Genomic DNA, 23,193 nt, shown 5'->3' with positions numbered 1-23,193 from the left:
TTGATCGGAAAGCCGGCAGCGGCGACAGTATCGCGACGCCGGGGCAAAAAGGCCCCGTTCTCCCGTTTCCTCCACAGGCGCCGGCACAACTGCGGGGACAACCGCCGCGACCCGCCGCCGCCCTGATCGCGAGCGCCGTTTGCCGACCTTTTTCCACCTGCACCTCGTCTCGGACTCGACCGGCGAAACGCTGATGACCGTCGCCCGCGCGGCGATGGCCCGCTACGAGGGCATCGGGGCGATCGAGCACGTCCATCCCCTCGTGCGGGCCGAGCGGCAGCTCGACCGGGCGCTGATGGAGATCGAGGCGACGCCCGGCGTCGTGCTGTTCACCCTCGTCGACCAGGCGATGGCGCAGCGCCTGGTGCGGCACTGTCGCGAGCTCGGCGTCCCCTCGGCCGACGTGCTCGACCCGGTCGTCCACATGTTCCAGGCCTATCTCAATGTGCCGATGACACCGCGCGTCGGCGGCCAGCACCAGCTCGACGCCGACTATTTCCGCCGCATCGACGCCCTCAACTTCGTGCTGATGCACGACGACGGCGCCCTGCCGGACAACATCGACGACGCCGACGTCGTCATCGTCGGCGTCAGCCGGACATCGAAGACGCCGACCTCGATCTACCTCGCCAACCGCGGCATCCGCGCGACCAACCTGCCGATCGTCCCCGGTATCCAGGTGCCGCCGGCACTGTTCCGGGCAAAGCGGCCGCTGATCGTCGGCCTCGTCGCGAGCCCGGAGCGGATCGCCCAGATCCGCGAGAACCGTTTGCTGTCGCTCAATGCTGTCCGCGATTCGGCGGCCTATGTGGACCGCCAGGCGATCGCCGAGGAGATCGCCCTGACGCGGCGGCTGTGTGCGGAGAACCGATGGCCGGTGATCGACGTGACGCGCCGCTCGATCGAGGAGACGGCGGCGGCGATCATGGCGCTGGTGCGCGATCGCCAGGCGCTGGAGCACGGGGAGACGGCGGAGTGAGCGTCCGTCTCGTGCTCGCCTCCGGCAGCCGTACCCGCGCGGACATGCTGCGCAATGCCGGCGTGACGCTCGACGTCATCCCCGCCGACGTCGACGAGCGGGCGCTCGAGGCACCGATGCTCGACGCCGGCGCCACCCCCGCCGAGATCGCGATGGCGCTCGCCGAAGCGAAGGCGCTCGCGGTCTCGCGCACACAGCCCGGCGCGCTGGTGATCGGCGCCGACCAGGTCCTCGACCTCGCCGGCGAGCGCTTCACCAAGGCGGCATCGATCGCCGATGCGGGCGAGCAGCTGCGCCGGCTGCAGGGCCGCACCCACGCGCTTCATTCGGCCGTCGTCACCGCCCGCGAAGGCGCGGTCGTCTGGAGCCATCTCGACACCGCCCGCCTCACCGTGCGGCCTTTTTCGGCGGCCTTCCTCGCGAGCTATCTCGCGGCGATGGGCGACCGGGTTCTCGGCAGCGTCGGCTGCTACCAGCTGGAAGGCCTCGGCGCCCAGTTGTTCGAGCGCATCGAGGGCGACCACTTCACCGTCCTCGGCCTGCCCCTCCTGCCCCTCCTCTCCCACCTGCGCGACGTCGGAGCCCTGACCTCATGAGCGACACCCCTCCCCGCGCCGTCGTCGTCGGCTGGCCGGTGACGCACGTCCGCTCGCCGGCGATCCACCGCTTCTGGCTGAAGGAGATGGGCCTGCCCGGCTCCTATGACGCGCAGGCGCTGTCGCCCGATGACGCCCGTGCCTTCTTCCGCAGCCTGCCGCACTCGGGCCTCGCCGGCTGCAATGTCACGGTGCCGCTGAAGGAGATCGCCGCCGCCGCCTGCGACGTGCTGGATCCGGTCGCCGATGGCCTCAAGGCGGTCAACACGATGTGGCTCGACGGCCGCTACATCATGGGCGCCAACACCGACGTCGGCGGCTTCCTCGACAATCTCGACGACGCCCTGCCGGACTGGTCGCGCTATCCCGGTCCCGCCGTGGTGCTGGGTGCCGGCGGGGCGGCCCGGGCCGTCGCCTACGGGCTGAAGCTGCGCGAGTTCTCGCCGATCTCGATCGTCAACCGGACGGCCGACCGCGCCGCGGAGGTTGCGGCCCTCGTCGGCGGCACGGCCTACGGCTGGGAGGCGCTGCCGAAGCTCCTCGCCGACGCCCGCATCCTCGTCAACACGACGACCCTCGGCCAGGTCGGCCAGCCGCCGCTCGAGATCGACCTCTCGACCCTGTCGCGCTCGGCCGTCGTCACCGACGTTGTCTACAATCCGCTGGAGACCGGGCTACTGACGGCGGCGCGCGCCCGCGGCAACCCCACGGCCGACGGGCTCGGCATGCTGCTCTACCAGGCGGTGCCGGGCTTCACGCGCTGGTTCGGCCACCGGCCGGAGGTGACGCCGGCGCTCCGCCGCGCCGTGCTCGCCACGCTCGTTCCTCCCGCCGGCTGAGCGGGAGGCGCCGGTGTTCGTCCTCGGCCTCACCGGCTCGATCGCCATGGGCAAGTCGACCACCGCCGGCCTGTTCCGCGCCGCCGGCGTGCCCGTCCACGACGCCGACGCGGCCGTGCACGCGCTCTATGGCGGTGCCGCCGTGGGTCCGGTCGAAGCGACCTTTCCCGGGGTCACCGTCGACGGCCGCATCGACCGCGAGCGCCTCGCCGCCCGCGTCGTCGGCGATCCGGCGGCGCTCACCCGGCTGGAGGCGATCGTGCATCCGCTGGTGCGCGCGGCGGAGGGCGACTTCCTCGCCCGCGCCGCGGCGGCGGGCGCACGCCGGGTGGTGCTCGACGTGCCGCTTCTGCTCGAGACCGGCGGGGACGCCCGCGTCGATGCCGTCGTCGTCGTCACCGCGCCGGCCGACGTACAGCGCGAGCGGGCGATGGCACGGCCCGGCATGACGGAGGCGCGGCTCACCGCCATCCTCGCCCGCCAGATGCCGGATGCCGAGAAGCGCCGGCGCGCGCATTTCCTCATCGACACCAGCGGCGGTATCGATGCGGCGCGGTGCGCGGTGGTGGGGATCCTGCGGGCGGTGGCGGCGCTGCCGGGCCATCATCAGATGCGGGGATAACGTGGCTGGGCGGGTTGCCCGTCGTCGCGCCGCGATGACATTTGTCGGCGGCGATGGCGTGAGCGAAGAGCCGCCGATTCGCCCCGCCTTCCGCCCGTTGCCGCCTGGAGCCTGAACCGTGCGCGAGATCGTGCTCGACACCGAGACGACCGGCCTCGACCCCAAGGGCGGCGATCGCCTCGTCGAGATCGGCGGCGTCGAGCTGCTCAACGGCATCCCGACCGGCCGGATCTACCACCAGTACGTCAATCCCGACCGCACCATGCCGATGGAGGCCTTCCGGGTGCACGGCATCTCCGACGAGATGCTGCGCGACAAGCCGCGCTTCCCGGAGGTGGCGGCGGCGTTCACGGCCTTCGTCGAGGACGCCATCCTCGTCATCCACAACGCTGACTTCGACATCGGCTTCCTGAACATGGAGCTTGGCCGCTGCGGCCTGCCGCCGATCGGCCCGGAGCGGGTGATCGACAGCCTGAAGCTCGCCCGCCGCAAGCACCCGGCCGGTCCGAACTCCCTCGACGCGCTGTGCGCCCGCTACCGGATCGACAACTCGACGCGCACCAAGCACGGCGCGCTGCTCGACGCCGAGCTCTTGGCCGAAGTCTACATGGAGCTGATCGGCGGCCGGCAGGCGGCGCTGATCCTGGGTGGCGAGCCGGAGATGGTCGGGCTCGTCTCGGGATCGGTGAAGCGCGGCCCCGCCCGCCAGCGGCCGGTACCGTTGCCGTCGCGGCTGACGGAGGCGGAAGTGGCCGCGCACCGGGCGTTCGTCGCCGGCCTCGGCGACGCGGCTGTCTGGCTCGTCTACGAGAAGGCGGGCTGACCCGCCTCCCCGGTCGCGTGCGAATGCCGCGTTTTCCGCGGCGCCAGGCTCAGTTCGGCTGGGGGGCCGGGTTCGCCTGGTTCCGCGCGGCGTTCTGCTGGTAGAGCGCGACGAAGTCGATCGGGTCGACCATCAGCGGCGGGAAGCCGCCATTGCGCGTGGCGTCTGCGACAATCTGACGCGCAAACGGGAACAGCAGCCGCGGGCACTCGATCATCACGAACGGCTGCAGGTGCTCCTGCGGCACATTCTGCAGGCGGAAGACGCCGGCATAGGCGATCTCGCAGGCGAACAGCACGTCGGCGCCGGTGCCGGCCTTCGCCTCCATCGTCAGCGTCACCTCGATCTCGGACTGGCCGAGCTGGCGGGCGCTGACGTTGACGTTGATGTTGATCGGCGGGCTCTGGTCGCGCGGCTGCAGCGACATCGGGGCGCGCGGATTCTCGAACGACAGGTCCTTGAGGTACTGGCCGAGGACGTTGACGGACGGGCCGGTAGCCGGAGCGCTGCCCTGGTTGCTGCGGGCGTTGCCGCTGGCGGAAGTGTCACTCATGGATCGGCCGTTCCATTCGCTGTCGGGGAGGTTCGTGCGAAGCGGAACCGCGATGGCGCGGTCCCGGTAGACGGGGGCTCGCTAGCACGCGCCGACCCCGAGGGACAAGCCGCCGCGCCCGAGGCGCTGCGGCGCGGGACGTGGATTGGTGCCTCAGGGGGCCGGCGGCAGGCGCTCCGGCGGGCGGTCCGGGACGGGAGAGTAGGAATCGGGGTCGAGGTCGACCACCGGGCCGCCGCGGCGCGGGCCGGTGCTCACCACCTTGACCTTCAGGCGGCGTCCGATCGCCCGCCACAGCGCCGAGCGCACCGCCGGCACGAACAGCAGCAGGCCGATGGCGTCGGTGACGAAGCCGGGGATGATGAGCAGCGTGCCGGCGAGCACGATCATCGCCGCGTGGCCCATCGCCTCGCCGGGCATGCGGCCGGCGTCGAGCTCGGCGCGGATGCGCAGGAGGGCGCCGAGGCCCTGCCGGCGGGTGAGGATCACGCCGGCGACCGACAGCGCGAAGACGAGCGCCACCGTCGGCAGCACGCCGATCGCTTCGCCGACGAGGATGAAGGCGGCGATCTCCGCGGCGATGAGGAGAACGAACGGCAAGAGCGCGAGAATGAGGGGCATCGTGTCCTGTCGGCGCCCCCTTCCTGCCCCGCCATTTTGGCCGGGACGACGACGAGGGTTGTGCGCGTGCCTTTATGCTGGTTGAACGGAACCTACATATGGGGAGGGCGCGCCTGCGGTGCATCCCCGGGGCGGCACGAGCCGGGCCTGAACGTGGACTTGGAAAGCGGCGGGCACCGGGGGCCGGCCGATCGGTGAGCGGAAGATGAACGAGCTGTTCGACATCTACAACATCATCTTCCTGGTGCTGGCGGTCGCCGTGTTCCTGCGGCTGCGCAGCGTGCTGGGCCGCCGGACCGGCAACGAACGACAGCCCGTCGATCCCTATCAGGCCCGCGACAACGCCGATGCGTCCGGCGCGACGCGCCCCGACAACGTCGTTTCGCTGCCGTCCGCCAAGCAGCCCGGCGAGCTTTCGTCCGAGCAGAGCGCCGAGGCGGCCGAGCGGATCGCCCGCATCGCTCCGGCGGGGTCGAGCCTGAACGAGCAGCTCACCGCCATCGTCGCCAGCGACCCGAGCTTCGATCCCGAGCACTTCGTCACCGGCGCGCGCGCCGCCTACGAGATGATCGTCACGGCCTTTGCCGAGGGCGATCGCAAGAACCTGAAGCCGCTGCTCTCGAGGGAGGTCTTCGAGGGCTTCGACACCGCCATCGCCGACCGCGAGTCGCGTGGCGAGAAGGTCGAGTCCACCTTCGTCGGCATCGAGAAGGCCGAGATCGTCGACGCCTCGCTGAAGGGGCCGACCGCCCACGTCACCGTGCGCTTCCGCAGCGAGCTGATCTCGCTCACCCGCGGCCGCGACGGCACCGTCGTCGAGGGCGACGCCAACAAGGTCGTCGAGGTCGTCGACATCTGGACGTTCGCCCGCGACATCTCGAGCCGCGACCCGAACTGGAAGCTCGTCGCGACCGAATCGGCGGACTGAGGCCGTGCGCCGGCCGGTCGTGCCGGCGGCGGCGCTGGCCCTTGCCGGGACCCTGGCGCTCGCCGCGGCGTCCCTGCTCCTTCCCGCGAACACCGCCGCCGCACAGGCGGTGCGCTTCGCCGACATCCCCGGCTGGGCCGCCGACGACCACGCCGCCGCGCTGGTCGCCTTCCGGGCCGGGTGCCCCGCCGCGGTCGGGCGCAAGCGCGCCAAGACCGCGGTGGCGGTCGACAGCGCCGCCTTCCGCCGCGCCTGCGCCGCCGCCACCGCGCTGCCCGCGCGGCCGGACGCCGCCACCGCCCGCCGCTTCTTCGAGACCGAGTTTCGGCCCGTCCGCGTCACGTCCGACGGCTTCGTCACCGGCTATTTCGAGCCGGAGGTGGCAGGCTCCCTCGCCCCCGGCGGTCCCTACCGGACGCCGCTCTATCGCCGCCCGCCCGATCTCGTCGACCTGAAGAAGGGCACCGGCGCGCTCGAAGGCTTCAGCCACGCCCGCCGCGACGCGGCCGGCCGCCTGTCGGCCTTCGACGACCGCGCCGCGATCGAGGCCGGCGCCCTGTCGGGGCGCGGCCTCGAGCTCGTTTGGCTCGCCGATCCGGTCGACGCCTTCTTCGTCCACGTCCAGGGCTCGGCCCGCGTCCGCCTGCCCGACGGGCGGGTGCTGCGGGTCGGCTACGACGGCAAGAATGGCCACCCCTACACCGCCATCGGCCGCATCCTCATCGACCGCGGCGAGATCGCCCGCGAGGACATGACCGCCGACCGCCTCGCCGCCTGGCTGAAGGCCCACCCCGACGAGGCGGGTGCGCTGATGGCTGAGAACCGCTCGTTCGTGTTCTTCCGGCCCCTCGACAGGCCGGCGAACGAGGGGCCGGTGGGCGCGCTCGGCGTGCCGCTGATCGCCGGCCGAAGTCTGGCCGTCGATCCGTCCGTCCAGCCCTACGGCCTGCCCGTCTTCGTCGTCGCCGACCTGCCGATCGGACCCGGCGGCGCGCTGGCGCCGTTCCGCCGGCTGATGGCGGCGCACGACACCGGCTCGGCGATCAAGGGCGCCGGGCGCGGCGACATCTTCGTCGGGGCCGGCGTCGCGGCGGGTGCCGTGGCCGGACGGTTGCGCCATCCGGCCGAGGTGTTCGTGCTGGTGCCGCGCGATGGCGGCTAGGCGCGGCCGGCCGCCGCTCGATCCCGTCGACCGGGCGCTGTGGGAGGCCGTCGCCGCCACGGTGACGCCGCTCCGCCAGCGCCGCCGCCGCATCGTCGCCAAGCCGGCGGAACTGCCGCTGGCGGAACCGCCGAAGCCCGCACCGACCGAGGCTCCGAAGCCCGACGCAGCCGCCGCGCCCGCGAAACCGGCGCCCGCCCGGGGCCGCCCAGTCGCGCCGCCGCCGAAGCCGGCACCGGGCGACATCGACCGCCGCACCCGTCTGCGCATCGCCCGCGGTCACACGGCGGTGGAGGCGCGCATCGACCTGCACGGCCTGACGCAGGCGCGCGCCCACGCGGTCCTGCTCGGCTTTCTCGCCTCGAAGCAGGCGGAGGGGCTGAAGACCGTGCTGGTCATCACCGGCAAGGGCCGCCCCGGCGATGCCGAGCGCCACAGCGACGGCGAGCGCGGCGTGCTGCGCCGCCTGGTGCCGGCCTGGCTCGGCGCGCGCGACGCGGCCAGCCTGGTGGAAAGCTACGGCGAGGCCGCCCCGCCGCACGGCGGCGGCGGCGCGCTGTACGTCCGGCTGCGACGGCGTGGTCGCGTCACCGGTTGAGCGCCGGAGCCCGCTTCACCTGGTCGCGGCCCGCCGCCTTGGCGGCATAGAGCGCCTTGTCGGCCCGCGCGACGAGGGTCTCCGCCTTCTCACCGAACACCAGCGCCGCGAGGCCGGCGCTGACCGTCGGAGCGGCCTCGACCGTCGCGGTGGCCGTCGCCGCATAGCGGCGGCGGACCGTCTCGGCGAACCTCGCGGCCTCCTCCTCGTCCCCGGGGATGGCAACGGCGAATTCCTCGCCGCCGATGCGGCCGAAGACGCCGTTCACGGGAAGCGCGGTGCGGACGATGTCGGCGAAGTGGTGCAGGAGCGCGTCGCCCGCCTCGTGGCCGGCACCGTCGTTGACGGCCTTGAAGCCGTCGAGGTCGAAGACGACCATCGACAGCGGCTTGCCCTCGGTGTGGGCGGCCTCCGTCATTGCCGCCGCGACCGTGAAGAAGCGTCCCCGCGAGGCGGCGCCGGTGAGCGGGTCGGTGTTGGCGAGACGCTGCATCGCCGCCGCGACGCGCTCCTTCGACATCGCCATCAGTAACAAGTTTGCCGCCACCACGGCGAGCAGAGAGACGAGGCCGGTGATCGACAGCACCGGCTCCGACACGCTCAGCATGTCGAAGTCCGGTGCCACCGTCAGCGAGTGGCCGGCGCGCACTGCGTTGGCGGAGCCGTTCACGCCGATGGTGGCGGCGAGCGCCGGCCGGGCGCGCAGCCCGTCGCCGCGGGCGCGCAGCAGATCGACGACGATGACGAAGCTGTAGGCGGCGGCGAGCGCCGTGACGATGAAGGCGCGCGCCCGATAGTCCTCCGCCACGCCCGGGACCAGGTAGGCGACGCCACACAGCAAAGGCCCGCCCAGCGTCAGGACCCAGAGGATGCGGCGGCCGTCGAACACCCGCACGCCCGCCCAGTTGAAGGCGTAGCCGGCGACCAGGACGGCGTTGGCGAGCGGATAGCCGACGAACCAGGGAAGGGCCTCGCGCAGCGTGATCAGGGCGAGCCCGCTCGCGAAGAGCCCGTAGCCGATCGACCAGCACAGAAGCGTGCGGTCTCTGCGGTTCTGCAGCCAGGCGACGATCAGCAGCAGTCCGACGCAGCCGATCGCCACCGTTGCGGCGAAGAACAGCGTCTTGTGGTCGAGCATCGTCGGCCCTCAGTCATGCCGCAAACCGGCGGCATCCGCGCTCTCGTGCGGTGGCGTCGCCGGTGTGGACAGCCCGGGTCGGGACGGCGATACCCTGTTCGGCGACGTCGGGGAAGCCGCGCCGCGCCGAAAGGACCAGCCGCATGAAGGCCACGCCGGCAAGCGGTGAAGCGAGCGGGCGAGGCCGCGCGCTGGCGGCGATCTGCCTCTCCCTCGTGCTGACGATGTCGACGTGGTTCTCGGCCACCGCGGTGGCGCCGGAGCTCGCCGCGCTGTGGCAGCTGAGCGAGGTCGCCGCCTCGGCGCTGACGATCGCGGTCCAGGCCGGCTTCGTCGCCGGCGCCCTGATGCTCGGGCTCGGCAACCTCCCGGACATCGTGCCGCCCCGGCGGCTGATGATCACCGCCGCGGGGGTCGCCGCCGCCGCGAATGCCCTGCCGCTGCTGGTGCCGCAGTTCGAGGCGGCCGTGGCCGCCCGCTTCCTCACCGGCATCTGCCTCGCCGGGCTCTATCCGCCGGCGCTGAAGCTGCTCGCCACCTGGTTCATCCGGGGCCGCGGCTTCGCCCTCGGTGCGGCCATCGCCGCCCTGACGCTCGGCTCGGCGCTGCCGCACCTGCTACGCGCCACCGTCGAGACCGACTGGCGGCTCGTCGTCGCCGCCACCTCGGCGGCAACGCTTGCCGGCGGGGTGATCCTGCTCGTCGCCGTGCGCGAGGGGCCGTACCCGTTCCCGGTGGCGCGCTTCGACCCGGGGCAGGTCGGCCGCGTCGTGCGCAACCGCGCCGTCGTGCTGGCGAGCCTCGGCTACTTCGGCCACATGTGGGAACTCTACGCCATGTGGGCGTGGATCTTCGCCTTCACCACCAGCGCGTTTGCTGCTCAGGCCGTGGCGATCGCGCCGTCGCTGGTGACGTTCCTGGCGATCGCCGCCGGTGCCATCGGCTGCGTCGGCGGCGGGTGGCTCGCCGATCGCATCGGCCGGACGATCACGACGAGCGGCCTGATGCTGGTCTCGGCTGCCTGCGCGCTGTCGATCGGCCTCGTCTTCGACGGACCGCTGTGGCTGTTCATCGTCGTCGTGGCGGTATGGGGGGCGACGATCGTCGGCGATTCCGCCCAGTTCTCGGCGATCGTCACCGAGGCGGGGGAGCGCGATCTCGTCGGCACGGCGCTGACGCTGCAGCTCGGCATCGGCTTCGCCCTGACCATCGCGGCGATCTGGGTGATCCCGGCGATGGTGGGCGCGCTCGGCAGCTGGCAGTGGGCGTTCGTCGTGCTGGTGCCCGGGCCGCTGCTCGGGGCGGCGGCGATGTTGACGCTGCGCCGCCTGCCGGAGGCGGCGCGCATCGCCGGCGGCCGGCGCTGACGGCGCGATCGGCCGGTTGGGAGACGGTCACGACAAAAAGCGCGCCGGTGATGCCGGCGCGCTTTTTTCAGGCAGATGCGCAGTCTGTGGCGTCAGGCCGCGGCGGTCTCGGGCTCGACGTGCGCCTTGGCGGCGTCGACGAGTGCCTTGAAGGCCTCGGGCTCGCGGATGGCGAGATCCGACAGCACCTTGCGGTCGACCTCGATGCCCGCCTTGGCGAGACCATCGACGAAGCGCGAATAGGTCAGGCCGTGCTCGCGGACCGCGGCGTTGATGCGCTGGATCCACAAAGCGCGGAAGGTGCGCTTGCGGTTCTTGCGGTCGCGGTAGGCGTACTGCAGCGACTTGTCGACGGCGGCCTTCGCCGTGCGGATGGTGTTCTTGCGGCGGCCGTAGAAGCCCTTAGCCTGCTTCAGGACCTTCTTGTGCTTGGCATGGGCGGCAACGCCGCGCTTCACGCGAGCCATGGCGGATACTCCTCGTCGAGGGTGTCAGTGTCGGTCGTGGCGACCGGATGCGGATCGATCAGCTTGAAGGGAACCCGGCGGACGGCCTCAGCCGTTCGGCAGGAAGTTCTTCTTGATGATGCGCGCGTCCGGATCGCTGAGCACGGTGGTGCCGCGGGCGTTGCGGATGAACTTCGTCGTCCGCTTGATCATCCCGTGGCGCTTGCCGGCCTGCTGGACCTTCACCTTGCCGGTGGCGGTGAGCTTGAAGCGCTTCTTGGCGCCCGACTTCGTCTTCAGCTTGGGCATTTGGCTCTCCAGTCGTTGGGACACCTCGCGCATGGTCGGGGCGTCCCGCGAGGGAGCCGCTCCGCCAAGGGGTGTCGCATGAGCGTTCGGGACCGCCACGGCATGCCCTTTTAGCCGGGCGATCCTCGAAGGTTGGGGCTTATAGCGGTCCGGCCGGGCGAAGGCAACGCCGGTCGGGCCCGCTCACTCCGGCGCGCCGTTGCCCGACAGCACCTGCGCGGCGCCGCCGATGCCGTTGCGGAAGGCGGCGTCGAAGCTCACCCCGCGCACCGTCCAGCGCGTCGGCGGCGCAGCACCCGGTTCCTGGCCGGTCTCGAGGTGCCACTCGGCGATCCAGCCGCGGTCGGTGTCGCTCCAGATCAGGATGCCGATCAGCGTCGCGTCGGCGCCGACCCGGAGGGTCGTGTCGGCGAATTCCGGCCCGGGCGTGAACAGGGCTGCCTGCGACAGCGAGCCGAGCCGCTTCAAGACGGCGGCGTCCGGAATGACCGTCGGCAGCGCCATGCGCTCCGCCGCCACCGTCAGCGCCTCGACCATGTCGCGGCCGCGCGGCCCGTCGCCGGCGAGCACGAACTCGGTCCCACCCCGGCGAACCGTCACGACCGCGAGCACCGCCGGCCGGGGCTGCGCCCACGGCTTGCGGCCGAGAGCGGAAAGCGCCGCATCGACGCGGGCCGGGTCGAAGGCGCCCGTCAGGTCGTAGGGCCGGTCGCGCGAGCCCTGCTCGTCGTGGACGGGAATGCCCTCCATGCGGTCGCGGTAGGAGAGGCCGGCGACCGTCTCCGGCGCATCCGCCAGCGCGTGTTCCGCCACGAGGGCGGCGGCGGGGTCGCCGAGGAGGCGGGGATCGCCCGAGACCTTCGCCAGGACCTCGACGAAGGCCTGACGCAGCCCGGCGTGCCGGGTCTCCTCACGGCCGGTGACGATGACGGTCGCGCGGTAGAGCCCACCCACCTCCGCTCCGACGATCTCGGCGGCGACGGCGGGGGCGGCGGCGACCAGCAGCGCCGGCAGCAGGGTCGCGGCGAGACACAGGGCCCGGACGGTCACGACCGCGTCACCTCGATGGCGCCGGCGCGGTTCGGATAGAAGGCGACGTGGCAGGCGGTCGGCGCGATGACGATCGGGTGGTCGGGTCCAGGGATCTTCACGTTGCTCTCGACCATCGCGTCGCTCCGTTTCGGGGCCTCGCCCGCTGCCGATGTCCTCGACGATCCCTCGCCGGAAACGCTGGGGGCTCGTCTCGTTGGCAGCCGATTATGGCTGGCCGGGGACGGACCCGTCCCCCGCGTCACGCGCCGTCCCCTTGACACGGCGGGAGGCCGAGACAATCATGAGAACGTTCTCGGAGAAGGTTCTCACAAGAGACCCGCCGACACACTGCAGACCCTGGGGAGGGCGCGAACGTGGATGGGCAGATCGCCCTCGCCGTCGAAGGCGTCGCCAAATCCTATGGCGCGACCGTCGCCATCGAGCGGCTGGACCTCGCGCTGCGGGCGGGCGAGGTGCACGCGCTGCTGGGCGAGAACGGCGCCGGCAAATCGACCCTCGTGAAGGTGCTGAGCGGCGTCGTGCAGCCGGACGCCGGTTCGATGTCGATCGCCGGCAGCCCGTTCCGTCCGCGCACCCTGCTCGAGTCCCGCGCTGCCGGCGTCGCCACGGCGTTCCAGGAACTGAGCCTCCTCCCCAACCTCACCGTCGCCGAGAACCTGATGCTGCCGCGCATGCCGCGCGGCCTGTTCGGCCTCGCCTCCGGCCGCGCGGCGCGGAGCGATGCAACCGGCATCCTCCACCGCTACGGCCTCGGCCGCATCGACGCGACCGCCCTCGTCGGCGCGCTGTCGCTCGCCGACCGGCAGCGGCTCGAGATCGTGCGGGCGATGGAGCACGCGACGCGGGTTCTGGTGCTGGACGAGCCGACGGCGGCGCTGTCCGAAGTCGACTGGCTGTTCGGCCTCGTCCGCCAGGCCACCGCCCGCGGTGTCGCCGTCCTCTACATCTCGCACCGCCTCGCCGAGGTCCGTGCTCTCTGCGGCCGCGCCACCGTGCTGCGCAACGGCCGCAGCATCGCCACCGTCGATCTCGCCGGGGCCTCGGACGCCGACATCTTCGAGATGATGGTCGGCCGCGCCGTGCGGTCCGATCGCCACGCCCGCCGCACCGCGGCCGCCGGGCCGCTAGCGATGGAGGCAGATGGCCTCGCCGGCGGCGGCCTGAAGGACGCGACCTTCGCCCTCAGGAAGGGCGAGGTCCTCGCTGTCGCCGCACTCGAGGGCCAGGGCCAGCGCGACCTCTTCCGCATTCTGGCGGGCCTGGCCTCGCCATCGTCCGGCACGATCCGTGTCGACGGTGAGGCTGTCGGCCCGCGCAGCCCGAAGGCGGCGCTGAAGGCGGGCGGCGGCGTCGCCTACCTGCCGGAGGAGCGAAAGACCGAAGGCATCCTGTCGAGCCTGACGACGGCCGGCAACATCACCCTGCCGGTGGCCGGGCGGATCGCCCGCGGCGGCTTCGTCTGGGGCGCGCTCGAGGAGCGGGCGGCGGCGGGTGTCGCCGCCAGCGTCGACCTCGCCGAGCGCTACCTGTCCTTCCCGATCGGCGACCTCTCCGGCGGCAACCAGCAGAAGGCGCTGCTCGCCCGCACGCTTTTGACGGGGGCTCGCACCCTGCTCCTCTTCGACCCGACCCGCGGCGTTGACGTCGGCACCAAGCAGTCGATCTATGCCGCGATCCGGCGCTTCGCCGAAGACGGCGGCGCGGTGCTGTTCTACTCGTCGGAGCTGCCCGAGATCATCGACCTCGCCGACCGCTGCCTCGTCCTCTATGGCGGGCGCATCTTCGCCGAGCACAGCGGAGACGACCTCGAGGAGCAGCGGCTGGTGACCTCGCTCGTCGGCCACCGCGGCGCGGAGGCGACAGTGGCCGCCGCCGGACAGGCGGTGCCGGCATGAGCGCAGCCACCGACACGGCCGCTGGTCCCGCCACCACCGGGTCGCGATCCGGCCTGGTGCGCGGCCTCACCAGCGGCGCGGCGATCGTCGCCCTGCTCTATGTCGTGCTCTACGCCCTCTATGCGCTCTGGGAGCCGCGGGCGCTGTCGGCCTCGACCTTCACGAGCCTCGTCAACAACGCCGCGCCGCTCGCGATCGCCGCCGCCGGCGAGACGCTGGTGGTGCTGACGCGCGGCTTCGACCTCTCGGTCGCCGGCGTCGTCTCGCTCACCAACGTCTTCATGGCCGTCTATCCGCTGGAAGGGCCGGGCGGCGCGGTCCTGAGCCTCCTCGGCTGCTGCGCCATCGGCGCGGCGGTGGGTGCCGTCAACGGCTGGCTCGTCGCCGTGCTGCGCCTGCAGACGATCGCCGCGACGCTCGGCACGATGATCGTCTGTCAGGGCCTCGCCCTCGTGGTGCTCGATGCGCCGGGCGGCATGGTCGCGGAGTGGGTGAGCTACGAGCTCACCGACCGGCTGTTCGGCGTCGTGCCGGTCTCCGGGCTGGTGGTGCTGGCGGTGGCGCTGGCGTGGCTCGCCTTCTCCCGCACGAACACCGGCATCGGCCTCTATGCCGTCGGGGCCGACGAGCACGCGGCGATGCTGTCGGGCGTCTCGGTGCGGCGCATCCGCTTCGTCGCCTTCGTCGGCGCCGGCATGCTCTACGGCGTCGCCGGCTTCATGCTGAGCGCCCAGACGGCGACCGGCAATCCGAACGCCGGCGCGCCGTTCCTGATGCTGGTCTTCGCGGCCGTGGCGCTCGGCGGCACCTCGCTGTCGGGCGGGCGCGGCGGCCTCGTCGGCTCGATCATCGGCGCCGGCAGCCTGATGCTGCTGCAGAAGGTGCTGTTCTCCGGCGGCGTGTCGTCCTTCTACACCGGCATCTTCCAGGGCTTCGTGCTGATCGCTGCCATCCTGTTCGGGCGCGCCGTGCCGCGGCTTCTCGGAGCGATCCGATGAGCGTCTCCCCGCACGTCTCCGGCGGCTTCAAGGCGGCGGCCGATACGCGCCGTTCCGGCGGCATCGGCCGCGAGACGATCAACGGCATCGTCGTCTTCGCGCTCAGCATCCTGCTCATTCTCGGCTCGCGCTTCGTCAGCCCGGCGCTCGGCTCGTGGAGCCAGGTGCTGACGGTGCTGACGCTCGCCTCCTTCCTCATCGTGCTCGCCTTCGGGCAGGGGCTGGTGATCCTCGTCGGCGGCCTCGACCTGTCGATCCCCGCTTTGATCACCATCGGCGGCGTGCTGTCGGCGACGTGGGTCGGGGCCGGCAACCCCGACGCGTGGTACCTGCTGCCGGCGATCCTCGGCGTCTGCTGCCTGTGCGGCGCCTTCAACGGCTTCGGCGTCACGGTGCTGAAGATCCCGCCCTTCATCATGACGATGGCGACCTCGATCATCCTCGCCTCGGTGGCCCTCGGCTACACGAGCGGGACGCCGCGCGGCGCCTCGCCGGACGTGCTGACGGCGCTGATGAAGTCGACGTGGCTCGGCGTCCCGACCGTCGTCTTCTTCGTCGTCCTGTTCGCGCTCGCCGGCTGGGTCGTGCAGAGCCGCACCGTGCTCGGGCGGCGGCTCTATGCGGTCGGGGCCAATCCCGAGGCGGCGCGGGTCGCCGGCGTCTCGGTGGGCGCGGTGACAATGACGGCCTACGTCGTCAGCGCCGCCTGCGCCGGCTTCGTCGGCATGATGCTGGTCGGCTACGCCAACGGCGCGACGCTCCGCATGGGCGACAACTACATGCTGCCGTCGATCGCCGCCGTGGTGATCGGCGGCTCGTCGATCCTCGGCGGGCGCGGCAGCTTCGTTGGCACCGTCGGCGGCGCGGTGCTGCTCACGACGCTCGGCACCGTCATCTCCGCCATCGGCCTCGAGCAGGGATGGCGCACCGTGATCGAGGGCGGGATCATCGTCGCCGCCCTGTTCTTCCTCAGAGAGGAGCTGTTCGCCCGGCTCAGACGACCCGGGCGAGGCTGACGCGATCTGCGCGGCAAAGCCTGCCGCGTGGGGAACAAATCTGCGCGGCGGGGTTGCGCCGCGTGCTGGTGAGAACGTTCTCACCATGAGGCCTGACTTCGGTCGGGATATCGGAAGGAGGAGACGCAAAATGACAAAGTGGAAAAGCGCGACCAAGGCCGTGGCGCTCGGCACGACGGCGCTGCTCGCCATCGCCGCCCTGACGGGTGCCGCGAGCGCCCAGGACGCCGACAAGAAGTACAAGATCTATCTGAGCCTCAGCTATTCCGGCAATTCCTGGCAGTCCGAGGCCGTCAACATCGTCAAGGCGCTGGCCGCCACGCCGCCCTACGACAAGCAGGTCGAGCTCATCGAGGTGATCTCGGGCACCGACCCGCAGGCGCAGATCTCCGCCTACGAGAGCATGATCGAGGCCGGCGCCGACGGCATCGTGTCGTTCCCGATCTCGTCGACCGCCCTCAACCGGACGATCAAGCGCGGCTGCGACGAGGGCGTGCTGTTCTTCAGCTACGACGCCACCGTCACCGAGCCGTGCGCCTACAACGTCAGCTACATCACCTCCGGCTTCGGCGAGAACACCGCCCAGGCGCTGGTCAACGAGCTCGGCGGCAAGGGCAAGATCTTCCTCAGCCGCGGCGTGCCCGGCAACTCGGTGGACAAGCGCCACACCGACGGTGCCATGCACATCTTCAACCAGTATCCCGGCATCGAGGTCGCCGCCGAGTACTACTCCTACTGGGACGACCGCACGACCCAGCAGGAGACGGCCAAGGCGCTCGCCGCCCATCCGGACGTCGACGGCATCTGGGCCCAGGCTGGCGAGTACGGCGCCATCCAGGCGCTGCTCGACAAGGGCGGCGATCTCGTCCCGGTGGTCGGCGAGAACTCCAACGGCTTCCGCCTGGCGCTCGCCAACCCGGAGATGCAGGCGAAGGGCCTGAAGGGCGTCTCGTCCGGCTCGCCGCCGGCGCAGTCGGGCTACGCCTTCAAGCTGATGATGGAGATCCTCACCGGCAAGCGCGAGCTCGAGCCCACCAACATCCAGTACCCGCTGCCGTGGGTGCCGGCGGACAAGGTGAAGCTCTGCGAGGGCGACACCTTCGAGAACGGCTGCAACACCTTCCCCGACGGCAAGGTGCCCTCGTCGTTCGTCACCGAGGTGTTCAACCCCGAGCTCCTGCCGGAGCTCTCGCTCGCCTCCGCCCTCGAAGGCAAGCCGACCCCCGGCGCGACGATCCAGCCGCTGCCGGCCGAGGTGACCAAGGCGCCGAACGAGCCGGGCATCAACTGCCAGCGCTGCGAGCCCCCGGCCGATCTCTACAAGCTGACGGACGTCGAGCCGACCGTGCAGCCCTGACGCACACCGGCGGACGGCTCCGGCCGTCCGCCGCCCCCTAGTGAGACGAGGAATGACGATGCCCAAGGTTCTGAAGCGCGGTCTGGATTCCAATGCGGTGGCGGCGAACGACGCAAAGGTCCGCGCCACGGTCGAAGGCATACTGGCCGACATCGAGAAGCGCGGCGACGCCGCGGTGCGTGACCTCTCCGAGCGGTTCGACAAGTGGTCGCCGGAGAGCTTCCGCCTGAGCGAGGCGGACATCGAGGCGGCGATGGCGAAGGTCTCGCCGCAGGACCTCGACGACATCCGCTTCGCCCAGGCGCAGGTGCGCAACTTCGCCGAGAAGCAGCGCGCCTGCATCCTCGACCTCGAGGTCGAGACGATGCCGGGCGTCGTCCTCGGCCACCGGAACATCCCCGTCAACGCCGTCGGCTGCTACGTCCCGGGCGGCAAGTACCCGATGGTCGCCTCCGCCCACATGAGCGTCGTCACCGCGAGGGTCGCCGGCGTCGAGCGCATCATCGCCTGCGCGCCGCCGTTCCAGGGCGGGCCGCATCCGGCGATCGTCGCGGCCATGCACCTCGCCGGCGCGAACGAGATCTACGTGCTCGGCGGCGTCCAGGCGATCGGTGCGATGGCGATCGGCACCGAGACCATCGCCCCCGTCGACATGCTGGTCGGCCCCGGCAACGCCTTCGTCGCAGAGGCGAAGCGCCAGCTCTACGGCCGCATCGGCATCGACCTGTTCGCCGGCCCGACCGAGACGCTGGTGATCGCCGACGACAGCGTCGACGGCGAGATCTGCGCCACCGACCTGCTCGGCCAGGCCGAGCACGGGCCGACCTCGCCGGCCGTCCTGCTCACCAATTCCGAGAAGCTCGCGCGCGACACGATGGCCGAGATCGAGCGCCAGCTCGCCGTGCTGCCGACCGCCGAGACCGCCCGCCAGGCCTGGAACGACTATGGCGAGGTGATCGTCTGCGACAGCTATGAGGAGATGCTGTCCGAGGCCGACCGCATCGCCTCCGAGCACGTGCAGGTGATGACGCGCGATCCCGACTACTTCCTCGCCAACATGACCAACTACGGCGCGCTGTTCCTCGGCCCGCGCACCAACGTCGCCTATGGCGACAAGGTGATCGGCACCAACCACACGCTGCCGACGAAGAAGGCGGCGCGCTACACCGGCGGCCTCTGGGTCGGCAAGTTCATCAAGACGTGCACCTACCAGCGCGTCCTGACCAACGAGGCGAGCGCGCTCGTCGGCGAGGTGTGCTCGCGGCTGTGTATGCTGGAAGGCTTCCATGGCCACGCGGAGCAGGCGAACATCCGCGTTCGCCGCTTCGGGGGCCGCAACGCCGCCTGACGCCTCGAAGTCCCCGCCAACGAAGGGACCGCAACCCGATGTCGAGCCTGGACACGCCCGCCCGCGAACGAGGCCGCAAGCCGCGGCTGACGGTCAAGGACCTCGCGCGCGACCTCGGCATGTCCGTGTCGACAGTGTCGCGGGCCTTCCATCCGCACGCCATCATCGCCCAGCAGACCCGCGACCTCGTTCTCGCCCGGGCGGCGGAGATCGGCTACCGGCCGAACCCCTTCGCCCGCAGCCTGATCACCAAGCGGACGAGCATCGTCGGCCTCGTCGTCTCCGACATCACCAACCCGTTCTATCCGGAGGTGGTGACGCGGCTGACCGAGGCGCTCCGGGCAATCGACATGAACGTCATGCTGGTGGCGGCCTCCGCCACCGGCGACTTCGACGAGGCGGTGCGGCTGTTGCTCACCTACCAGCCCGACGTGACGATCATCCTCGCCTCGACGCTGTCGTCGGAGGCGCGCCGCGAATGCGGCGAGGCGGGAACGCCGGTGGTGTTCTTCAACCGGCTGTCGAACGACGACAATTCCTTCGGCGTCACCTGCGACAACGTCCTCGGCGGCGCCCAGGTCGCCGACTTCCTCATCGACCGCGGTCACCGGCGCCTCGCCTACGTCGCCGCCCGGCCGGACGCCTCGACGAATGTCGAGCGGAAGAAGGGCTTCGTCGACCGCGCCGTCGAGCGCGGCCTCGATCCGCCGCGCTGCCTCGAGGCCGGGCTGTTCTCCTACGAGGCCGGCTATGCGGCCGCCGGCACCTTCGCCGGGCTCTCGCCGCGACCGGACGGCGTCTTCTGCGCCAACGACATCCTCGCCATCGGCTTCATGGACGGCGTGCGCCGGGAGCTCGGGCTCGCCATTCCGGAAGACCTCTCCGTCGTCGGTTTCGACGACGTGGCGATGGCGGCCTGGCCGTCGCACGCTTTGACGACGGTCCGCCAGCCAGTCGACGAGATGCTGCGGAGCACCGTCGAGATCGCCCGCAAGCTCGCCACCCACACGAGCGCCGAGCCGTTCGTGCAGCGCATTCCGCCGGCCGGGCTCGTCGAGCGCCTGACGACGCGGGACCGCAGGACGGCGGACCAGCTGACGGGGGATCACCATGCGCGCTGATGCCGCCGGCCGGGCGCTGTTCGAGCGCGCCGTCACCATCCACCGCGAGGATTGCGCCGCCGTCGCCGGCTCCGGTGGATTCGCGGCGAGCGATGCCACCGTGCCGGTAGAGCCGTCGGCGGCGCCCGAAGCGCTCGTCGCCTACCGGCTCGGCGCCGCCGGCGTCTTCGACACGCTGCGCTGCCTGATCGGCCAGATCTCCGGCCTGTTGATCCTCGTCGAGGTGAGCGGCCGCCGGGACATCCTCGACCTGCCCGATCTCGGGCTCGCGCGGGAACGATTGGACACGGCCGAGGCGGCGATCGCCGCCCTTGCGGCGCCGGGTGCGCTGGCGGCGCACAAGGCGCGGCTCGCACGCGCGCAGCGGCTGGTCGGCGAAAGCCTCTCGGCCTTCGCCCGCTGCGGCGAGGTCTCCGGCGGGGCCGCCGCGCTGGCGGAAGCGTCCGAACGGATCGCCACCGCCTACCAGGTGCTGCGGGCCGCCTCCGACGTCGAGGCGGGACTGACGATGGTCGATTTCAGGCAGGCGTGCTGCACGTGCGCGTCCGCCCCAACAAGAGTAGCGGGAGGAAGACCATGAGCGACTATTCGATCTGGGTGCTCGAATACAGCTACGTCACCGACTACCACAAGAGTGGCGTCCTCTACGGCGCCCACAACCAGGGCTACGTCAAGCTCCCCTATTGCTATGCCCTGATCAAGGGCAAGGGGCGCACCGCCATGGTCGATGTCGGCTACAGCGACAAGGACTACGGCAAGGTGCTGGGCGACCGCTTCGGCGTCGAGAACTGGCGCTCGCCGAAGGTCGTCCTCGGCAGCATCGGCCTCGATCCGGCGGATGTCGACACGGTGTTCATCACCCACGCCCACTTCGACCACTTCGGTAACGTCGAGGACTTCCCGAAGGCGACCTTCTACATCCAGGAGCGCGAGATCGCGAAGTGGACGTGGGCGATGGCGCTGCCCGACCGGATGCGCTGGATGATGACGGCGGTGGACCCCGGCGACATCGTCCGCGGCCTCGACCTCGCCCGCCAGCGCCGCCTCGTCACCGTCGACGGCGCCAAGGCCGACGTCCTGCCCGGCATCGACCTGCACGCCGCCTTCGACAGCCACACCTACGGCTCGATGTGGGTGACGGTGCGCAACGACGGCAAGACCGCTTCCTCGGACACCTGGGTGCTCGCCGGCGACCTCGTCTACGTCTTCGAGAACATCGAGGGGCCGGGCGGTGCCGTCGACGTCGCCGACCCGATCTATGTGCCGGTCGGTCTCGCCGTCGGCAGCCAGACCAACCTCGTGCTCGCCACCGAGGAGATGATGAAGCAGGTCGGCTACGAGTCCCGCCGCGTCATCCCGATCCACGAGGAGCGCCTGCGCGACCGCTTCCCCTCGCGCATCACCGAGGAGGGGCTGCGGATCACCGAGATCTGCCTCGCCGACGGCGAACCCTCGCGGGTAGCCTGAGCCATGGCCGACATCAGCAAGGTCGCGATCGTCGGTGCCGGCCTCGTCGGCTCGGGGTGGGCGATCGTCTTCGCCCGCGCCGGCATGACCGTGCGGGTGTTCGACGGCGAGGCGTCGATCCGCGCCTCGGTGCTCGGCCATCTTGCGGACAGCCTCGCCGAGCTCCATGACATCGGTCTCGTCGACGACGTCGCGGCTGTGCTCGGGCGCATCTCGGTGGCCGATACCCTCGCCGAGGCGCTGGCGGAGGCGGACTACATCCAGGAATCGGTGTTCGAGCGCACCGACGTGAAGACGGCGGTGTCGCTCGAGATCGACCGGGCGATGCGGCCGGAGGCGATCGTCGGCAGCTCGAGCTCGGGCATTCCCGCCTCGGCCTTCACCGAGGGCTGCACGAACCGCGGCCGCTTCGTGATCGCCCACCCGGTGAACCCGCCGCATCTCGTGCCGGTGGTGGAACTGGTTCCGGCGCCGTGGACCGATCCGGACGTGGTGCCGGCGGTGCGGGAGCTGATGGACCACGTCGGCCAGGAGCCGGTGGTGGTCAACCGCGAGGTCGAGGGCTTCATCCTCAACCGCCTGCAGGGGGCGCTCCTCAACGAGGCGTGGGCGCTGTTCGAGGCGGGCTACGCCACCGCCGCCGACATCGACAAGACGGTCTCCCACGGCCTCGGCTACCGCTGGTCGTTCATGGGGCCGTTCGAGACCATCGACCTCAACGCGCCGGGCGGCGTGTCCGACTACGCCGCTCGGCTCGGGCCGCTCTATCACTCGGTCGCGCAGGACCGCACCGAGCCGCGGCCGTGGTCGCAGGACCTGATCGACCGGGTGACGGCGGAGCGCCGCGCGGCCCTTCCCGCCGACGGTCTCGCCGGCCGCCGGGCCTGGCGCGACCGCAAGCTGATGCACCTCGTCGCCCACAAGCGCGGGGCGCCGGCGTGACGGCGGTGAGCGGTCACGTCTCTGCCGCGCCGGACACCGCGTCCCGATCCTCGCTCCCCGGCGCGACCCCGCTCGCGGGCAAGGTCGCGGTGGTGACGGGCGGCGCCGGCGGCATCGGCGCCAGCATCGTGCGCACGCTGGCGGCGGCCGGCTGCACCGTCGTCGTCGGCTACAACGCGTCGGGTGCAACCGCACGCGCGCTCGCCGCCGACCTGCCGGGGCAGGGCCACCGCGCAGCGCCGGCGCCGGTGACGGATTCGGCCGCCCTGGCGGCGCTCGCCGCCGACGTCGACGAGGAGCACGGCCGCCTCGACATCCTCGTCAACTGCGCCGGCATCACCAAGTTTGTCGCCCATGCCGACCTCGACGGGCTCGACGACGACCTCGTCGACCGCATCCTGTCGGTCAATGTCCGCGGCGTCATCGCGGCGACACGGGCCTTCCGGCCGCTGCTCGCGCACGGGGGCCGGGGCCTCGTCGTCAACATCTCCTCGATCGCCGGCACCACGGCGATGGGCAGCAACATCGCCTACTGCGCCTCGAAGGCGGCGGTCGACAACCTGACGAAGTCGCTGGCGCGCGCGCTCGCCCCGGCGATCCGCGTCGTCTCCGTGGCGCCGGGCCTCGTCGACACCGAGTTCGTCAAGGGCCTCGACGAGGCCTGGCGCAACCGCCAGGTCGAGCTGACGCCGCTCGCCCGTCTCGCCGACCCCGACGACGTCGCCAATGCCGTGCTGGCGGTGGCGACGCTGATGCCCTTCACGACAGGCGCGATCATCCCCGTCGACGGCGGCCGCCCGCTCGCCTGAGCGGCGCGTGCGCCCTGCGGCGGCGTGGATCGTCGAGGGACGAGCGAAAGTTCGATGGGGACTGCGGGAAGGTTGGTGCGGGCGGTCGGAATCGAACCGACACTCTGTCACCAGAACCGGATTTTGAGTCCGGCGCGTCTACCAGTTCCGCCACGCCCGCATCGTGATCGGGGCACGCCGCCGTTGCCGGGGGGCCGCCGCCGCCC

General features: G+C 71.6%; 25 protein-coding genes and 1 tRNA gene. 19 read left to right on the top strand and 7 right to left on the bottom strand.

Annotated features, from left to right (window positions below):
* The first annotated feature begins 139 nt into the window (after positions 1 to 139).
* From RUR49_RS15795 to dnaQ, 5 genes are all read left to right on the top strand, one after another.
* The gene (locus tag RUR49_RS15795) at positions 140 to 979 is read left to right on the top strand and encodes a pyruvate, water dikinase regulatory protein (RefSeq protein ID WP_409147346.1); all 840 of its coding nucleotides are present in this window, start codon (positions 140 to 142) and stop codon (positions 977 to 979) included.
* Complete coding sequence (locus RUR49_RS15790; RefSeq protein WP_409147345.1) at positions 976 to 1,575, top strand: Maf family protein; 600 nt, start codon at positions 976 to 978, stop codon at positions 1,573 to 1,575. Before RUR49_RS15795 ends, RUR49_RS15790 begins: the two co-directional genes overlap by 4 nt.
* Positions 1,572 to 2,414, top strand: a complete 843-nt coding sequence (locus tag RUR49_RS15785) for a shikimate dehydrogenase (RefSeq protein WP_409147344.1) — start codon at positions 1,572 to 1,574, stop codon at positions 2,412 to 2,414. Before RUR49_RS15790 ends, RUR49_RS15785 begins: the two co-directional genes overlap by 4 nt.
* A gap of 13 nt (positions 2,415 to 2,427) precedes the next feature.
* Positions 2,428 to 3,036, top strand: coding sequence for a dephospho-CoA kinase (gene coaE, locus RUR49_RS15780; protein WP_409147343.1), 609 nt, complete (start codon positions 2,428 to 2,430; stop codon positions 3,034 to 3,036).
* 118 nt (positions 3,037 to 3,154) lie between these two features.
* Positions 3,155 to 3,859, top strand: a complete 705-nt coding sequence (gene dnaQ / locus RUR49_RS15775) for a DNA polymerase III subunit epsilon (RefSeq protein WP_409147342.1) — start codon at positions 3,155 to 3,157, stop codon at positions 3,857 to 3,859.
* 49 nt (positions 3,860 to 3,908) lie between these two features.
* Here dnaQ and secB read toward each other — a convergent pair whose 3' ends face one another.
* Together secB and RUR49_RS15765 are read right to left on the bottom strand one after the other, a co-directional pair.
* The gene (gene secB / locus RUR49_RS15770; RefSeq protein ID WP_409147341.1) at positions 3,909 to 4,412 is read right to left on the bottom strand and encodes a protein-export chaperone SecB; all 504 of its coding nucleotides are present in this window, start codon (positions 4,410 to 4,412) and stop codon (positions 3,909 to 3,911) included.
* Positions 4,413 to 4,565: 153 nt separating this feature from the next.
* On the bottom strand, positions 4,566 to 5,033 hold the full coding sequence (locus RUR49_RS15765; protein ID WP_409147340.1) for an FxsA family protein: 468 nt from the start codon (positions 5,031 to 5,033) through the stop codon (positions 4,566 to 4,568).
* A gap of 205 nt (positions 5,034 to 5,238) precedes the next feature.
* On the opposite strand from RUR49_RS15765, the gene RUR49_RS15760 reads away from it, so the two are divergent.
* Genes RUR49_RS15760 through RUR49_RS15750 form a run of 3 tightly spaced genes read left to right on the top strand, consistent with a single transcriptional unit; the run spans position 5,239 to position 7,721 of the window.
* Positions 5,239 to 5,961, top strand: coding sequence for a Tim44/TimA family putative adaptor protein (locus RUR49_RS15760; protein ID WP_409147339.1), 723 nt, complete (start codon positions 5,239 to 5,241; stop codon positions 5,959 to 5,961).
* Between the two features lie 4 nt (positions 5,962 to 5,965).
* The gene (locus tag RUR49_RS15755) at positions 5,966 to 7,123 is read left to right on the top strand and encodes a murein transglycosylase A (RefSeq protein WP_409147338.1); all 1,158 of its coding nucleotides are present in this window, start codon (positions 5,966 to 5,968) and stop codon (positions 7,121 to 7,123) included.
* On the top strand, positions 7,113 to 7,721 hold the full coding sequence (locus RUR49_RS15750; RefSeq protein WP_409147337.1) for a Smr/MutS family protein: 609 nt from the start codon (positions 7,113 to 7,115) through the stop codon (positions 7,719 to 7,721). The genes RUR49_RS15755 and RUR49_RS15750 overlap by 11 nt, the downstream gene beginning before the upstream one ends.
* Here RUR49_RS15750 and RUR49_RS15745 read toward each other — a convergent pair.
* Positions 7,711 to 8,859, bottom strand: coding sequence for a GGDEF domain-containing protein (locus RUR49_RS15745; RefSeq protein WP_409147336.1), 1,149 nt, complete (start codon positions 8,857 to 8,859; stop codon positions 7,711 to 7,713). The two genes, RUR49_RS15750 and RUR49_RS15745, sit on opposite strands and share 11 nt — an antisense overlap.
* Before the next feature lie 143 nt (positions 8,860 to 9,002).
* Here RUR49_RS15745 and RUR49_RS15740 point away from each other — a divergent pair, with 143 nt between their 5' ends.
* Positions 9,003 to 10,226, top strand: coding sequence for an MFS transporter (locus tag RUR49_RS15740; RefSeq protein WP_409147335.1), 1,224 nt, complete (start codon positions 9,003 to 9,005; stop codon positions 10,224 to 10,226).
* 92 nt (positions 10,227 to 10,318) lie between these two features.
* Here the strand turns inward: RUR49_RS15740 and rplT are convergent, their stop codons facing one another.
* The 3 genes from rplT to RUR49_RS15725 all read right to left on the bottom strand — a co-directional run bounded on the left by rplT (position 10,319) and on the right by RUR49_RS15725 (position 12,031).
* Positions 10,319 to 10,693 carry a 50S ribosomal protein L20 gene (rplT, locus tag RUR49_RS15735; protein WP_409147334.1) on the bottom strand — a complete coding sequence of 125 codons (375 nt, stop codon included), beginning with the start codon at positions 10,691 to 10,693 and terminating at the stop codon, positions 10,319 to 10,321.
* An 87-nt stretch (positions 10,694 to 10,780) separates the two neighbouring features.
* Positions 10,781 to 10,981, bottom strand: a complete 201-nt coding sequence (rpmI, locus tag RUR49_RS15730) for a 50S ribosomal protein L35 (protein ID WP_409147333.1) — start codon at positions 10,979 to 10,981, stop codon at positions 10,781 to 10,783.
* A gap of 183 nt (positions 10,982 to 11,164) precedes the next feature.
* Positions 11,165 to 12,031 carry a DUF2066 domain-containing protein gene (locus RUR49_RS15725; protein ID WP_409147332.1) on the bottom strand — a complete coding sequence of 289 codons (867 nt, stop codon included), beginning with the start codon at positions 12,029 to 12,031 and terminating at the stop codon, positions 11,165 to 11,167.
* A 356-nt stretch (positions 12,032 to 12,387) separates the two neighbouring features.
* Here RUR49_RS15725 and RUR49_RS15720 point away from each other — a divergent pair, with 356 nt between their 5' ends.
* From RUR49_RS15720 to RUR49_RS15675, 10 genes are all read left to right on the top strand, one after another.
* Complete coding sequence (locus RUR49_RS15720) at positions 12,388 to 13,929, top strand: sugar ABC transporter ATP-binding protein (protein WP_409147331.1); 1,542 nt, start codon at positions 12,388 to 12,390, stop codon at positions 13,927 to 13,929.
* Positions 13,926 to 14,927: an ABC transporter permease gene (locus RUR49_RS15715; RefSeq protein ID WP_409147330.1), complete on the top strand. Its 1,002-nt coding sequence runs from the start codon at positions 13,926 to 13,928 to the stop codon at positions 14,925 to 14,927. Before RUR49_RS15720 ends, RUR49_RS15715 begins: the two co-directional genes overlap by 4 nt.
* Complete coding sequence (locus tag RUR49_RS15710) at positions 14,924 to 15,943, top strand: ABC transporter permease (protein WP_409147329.1); 1,020 nt, start codon at positions 14,924 to 14,926, stop codon at positions 15,941 to 15,943. Before RUR49_RS15715 ends, RUR49_RS15710 begins: the two co-directional genes overlap by 4 nt.
* A gap of 130 nt (positions 15,944 to 16,073) precedes the next feature.
* The gene (locus RUR49_RS15705) at positions 16,074 to 17,300 is read left to right on the top strand and encodes a sugar ABC transporter substrate-binding protein (protein WP_409147328.1); all 1,227 of its coding nucleotides are present in this window, start codon (positions 16,074 to 16,076) and stop codon (positions 17,298 to 17,300) included.
* A 58-nt stretch (positions 17,301 to 17,358) separates the two neighbouring features.
* Positions 17,359 to 18,648 carry a histidinol dehydrogenase gene (gene hisD, locus RUR49_RS15700; RefSeq protein ID WP_409147681.1) on the top strand — a complete coding sequence of 430 codons (1,290 nt, stop codon included), beginning with the start codon at positions 17,359 to 17,361 and terminating at the stop codon, positions 18,646 to 18,648.
* A gap of 38 nt (positions 18,649 to 18,686) precedes the next feature.
* On the top strand, positions 18,687 to 19,769 hold the full coding sequence (locus RUR49_RS15695) for a LacI family DNA-binding transcriptional regulator (RefSeq protein ID WP_409147327.1): 1,083 nt from the start codon (positions 18,687 to 18,689) through the stop codon (positions 19,767 to 19,769).
* On the top strand, positions 19,759 to 20,349 hold the full coding sequence (locus RUR49_RS15690) for a hypothetical protein (RefSeq protein WP_409147326.1): 591 nt from the start codon (positions 19,759 to 19,761) through the stop codon (positions 20,347 to 20,349). The genes RUR49_RS15695 and RUR49_RS15690 overlap by 11 nt, the downstream gene beginning before the upstream one ends.
* A complete protein-coding gene (locus tag RUR49_RS15685) occupies positions 20,346 to 21,236 on the top strand; it encodes an N-acyl homoserine lactonase family protein (protein WP_409147325.1) in 891 nt (296 codons plus the stop codon). The genes RUR49_RS15690 and RUR49_RS15685 overlap by 4 nt, the downstream gene beginning before the upstream one ends.
* A gap of 3 nt (positions 21,237 to 21,239) precedes the next feature.
* Complete coding sequence (locus RUR49_RS15680) at positions 21,240 to 22,178, top strand: 3-hydroxyacyl-CoA dehydrogenase (RefSeq protein WP_409147324.1); 939 nt, start codon at positions 21,240 to 21,242, stop codon at positions 22,176 to 22,178.
* Positions 22,175 to 22,987 (top strand): SDR family NAD(P)-dependent oxidoreductase, encoded by an 813-nt coding sequence (locus tag RUR49_RS15675; RefSeq protein WP_409147323.1) that lies wholly within the window; start codon positions 22,175 to 22,177, stop codon positions 22,985 to 22,987. The genes RUR49_RS15680 and RUR49_RS15675 overlap by 4 nt, the downstream gene beginning before the upstream one ends.
* Before the next feature lie 73 nt (positions 22,988 to 23,060).
* Here the strand turns inward: RUR49_RS15675 and RUR49_RS15670 are convergent.
* Positions 23,061 to 23,147: transfer RNA gene (locus tag RUR49_RS15670), tRNA-Leu, on the bottom strand.
* Positions 23,148 to 23,193 lie beyond the last annotated feature (46 nt).

The organism is Pseudoxanthobacter sp. M-2, assembly GCF_046156265.1.
In the GTDB taxonomy this organism is placed as follows: domain Bacteria; phylum Pseudomonadota; class Alphaproteobacteria; order Rhizobiales; family Segnochrobactraceae; genus CAMDHY01.
The sequence above is the reverse complement of the archived record's forward strand: the minus strand, read 5'-3'. Positions and strand labels throughout refer to the sequence as shown.

Bases quoted from the DNA above. Each gene is read 5' to 3' on its own strand.
- RUR49_RS15785 (WP_409147344.1), top strand. From the start codon at position 1,572: ATGAGCGACACCCCTCCCCGCGCCGTCGTCGTCGGCTGGCCGGTGACG.
- secB (WP_409147341.1), bottom strand. From the start codon at position 4,412: ATGAGTGACACTTCCGCCAGCGGCAACGCCCGCAGCAACCAGGGCAGC.
- RUR49_RS15765 (WP_409147340.1), bottom strand. From the start codon at position 5,033: ATGCCCCTCATTCTCGCGCTCTTGCCGTTCGTTCTCCTCATCGCCGCG.
- RUR49_RS15760 (WP_409147339.1), top strand. From the start codon at position 5,239: ATGAACGAGCTGTTCGACATCTACAACATCATCTTCCTGGTGCTGGCG.
- RUR49_RS15750 (WP_409147337.1), top strand. From the start codon at position 7,113: ATGGCGGCTAGGCGCGGCCGGCCGCCGCTCGATCCCGTCGACCGGGCG.
- RUR49_RS15745 (WP_409147336.1), bottom strand. From the start codon at position 8,859: ATGCTCGACCACAAGACGCTGTTCTTCGCCGCAACGGTGGCGATCGGC.
- RUR49_RS15740 (WP_409147335.1), top strand. From the start codon at position 9,003: ATGAAGGCCACGCCGGCAAGCGGTGAAGCGAGCGGGCGAGGCCGCGCG.
- rplT (WP_409147334.1), bottom strand. From the start codon at position 10,693: ATGGCTCGCGTGAAGCGCGGCGTTGCCGCCCATGCCAAGCACAAGAAG.
- rpmI (WP_409147333.1), bottom strand. From the start codon at position 10,981: ATGCCCAAGCTGAAGACGAAGTCGGGCGCCAAGAAGCGCTTCAAGCTC.
- RUR49_RS15715 (WP_409147330.1), top strand. From the start codon at position 13,926: ATGAGCGCAGCCACCGACACGGCCGCTGGTCCCGCCACCACCGGGTCG.
- RUR49_RS15710 (WP_409147329.1), top strand. From the start codon at position 14,924: ATGAGCGTCTCCCCGCACGTCTCCGGCGGCTTCAAGGCGGCGGCCGAT.
- RUR49_RS15705 (WP_409147328.1), top strand. From the start codon at position 16,074: ATGACAAAGTGGAAAAGCGCGACCAAGGCCGTGGCGCTCGGCACGACG.
- hisD (WP_409147681.1), top strand. From the start codon at position 17,359: ATGCCCAAGGTTCTGAAGCGCGGTCTGGATTCCAATGCGGTGGCGGCG.
- RUR49_RS15695 (WP_409147327.1), top strand. From the start codon at position 18,687: ATGTCGAGCCTGGACACGCCCGCCCGCGAACGAGGCCGCAAGCCGCGG.
- RUR49_RS15690 (WP_409147326.1), top strand. From the start codon at position 19,759: ATGCGCGCTGATGCCGCCGGCCGGGCGCTGTTCGAGCGCGCCGTCACC.
- RUR49_RS15685 (WP_409147325.1), top strand. From the start codon at position 20,346: ATGAGCGACTATTCGATCTGGGTGCTCGAATACAGCTACGTCACCGAC.
- RUR49_RS15680 (WP_409147324.1), top strand. From the start codon at position 21,240: ATGGCCGACATCAGCAAGGTCGCGATCGTCGGTGCCGGCCTCGTCGGC.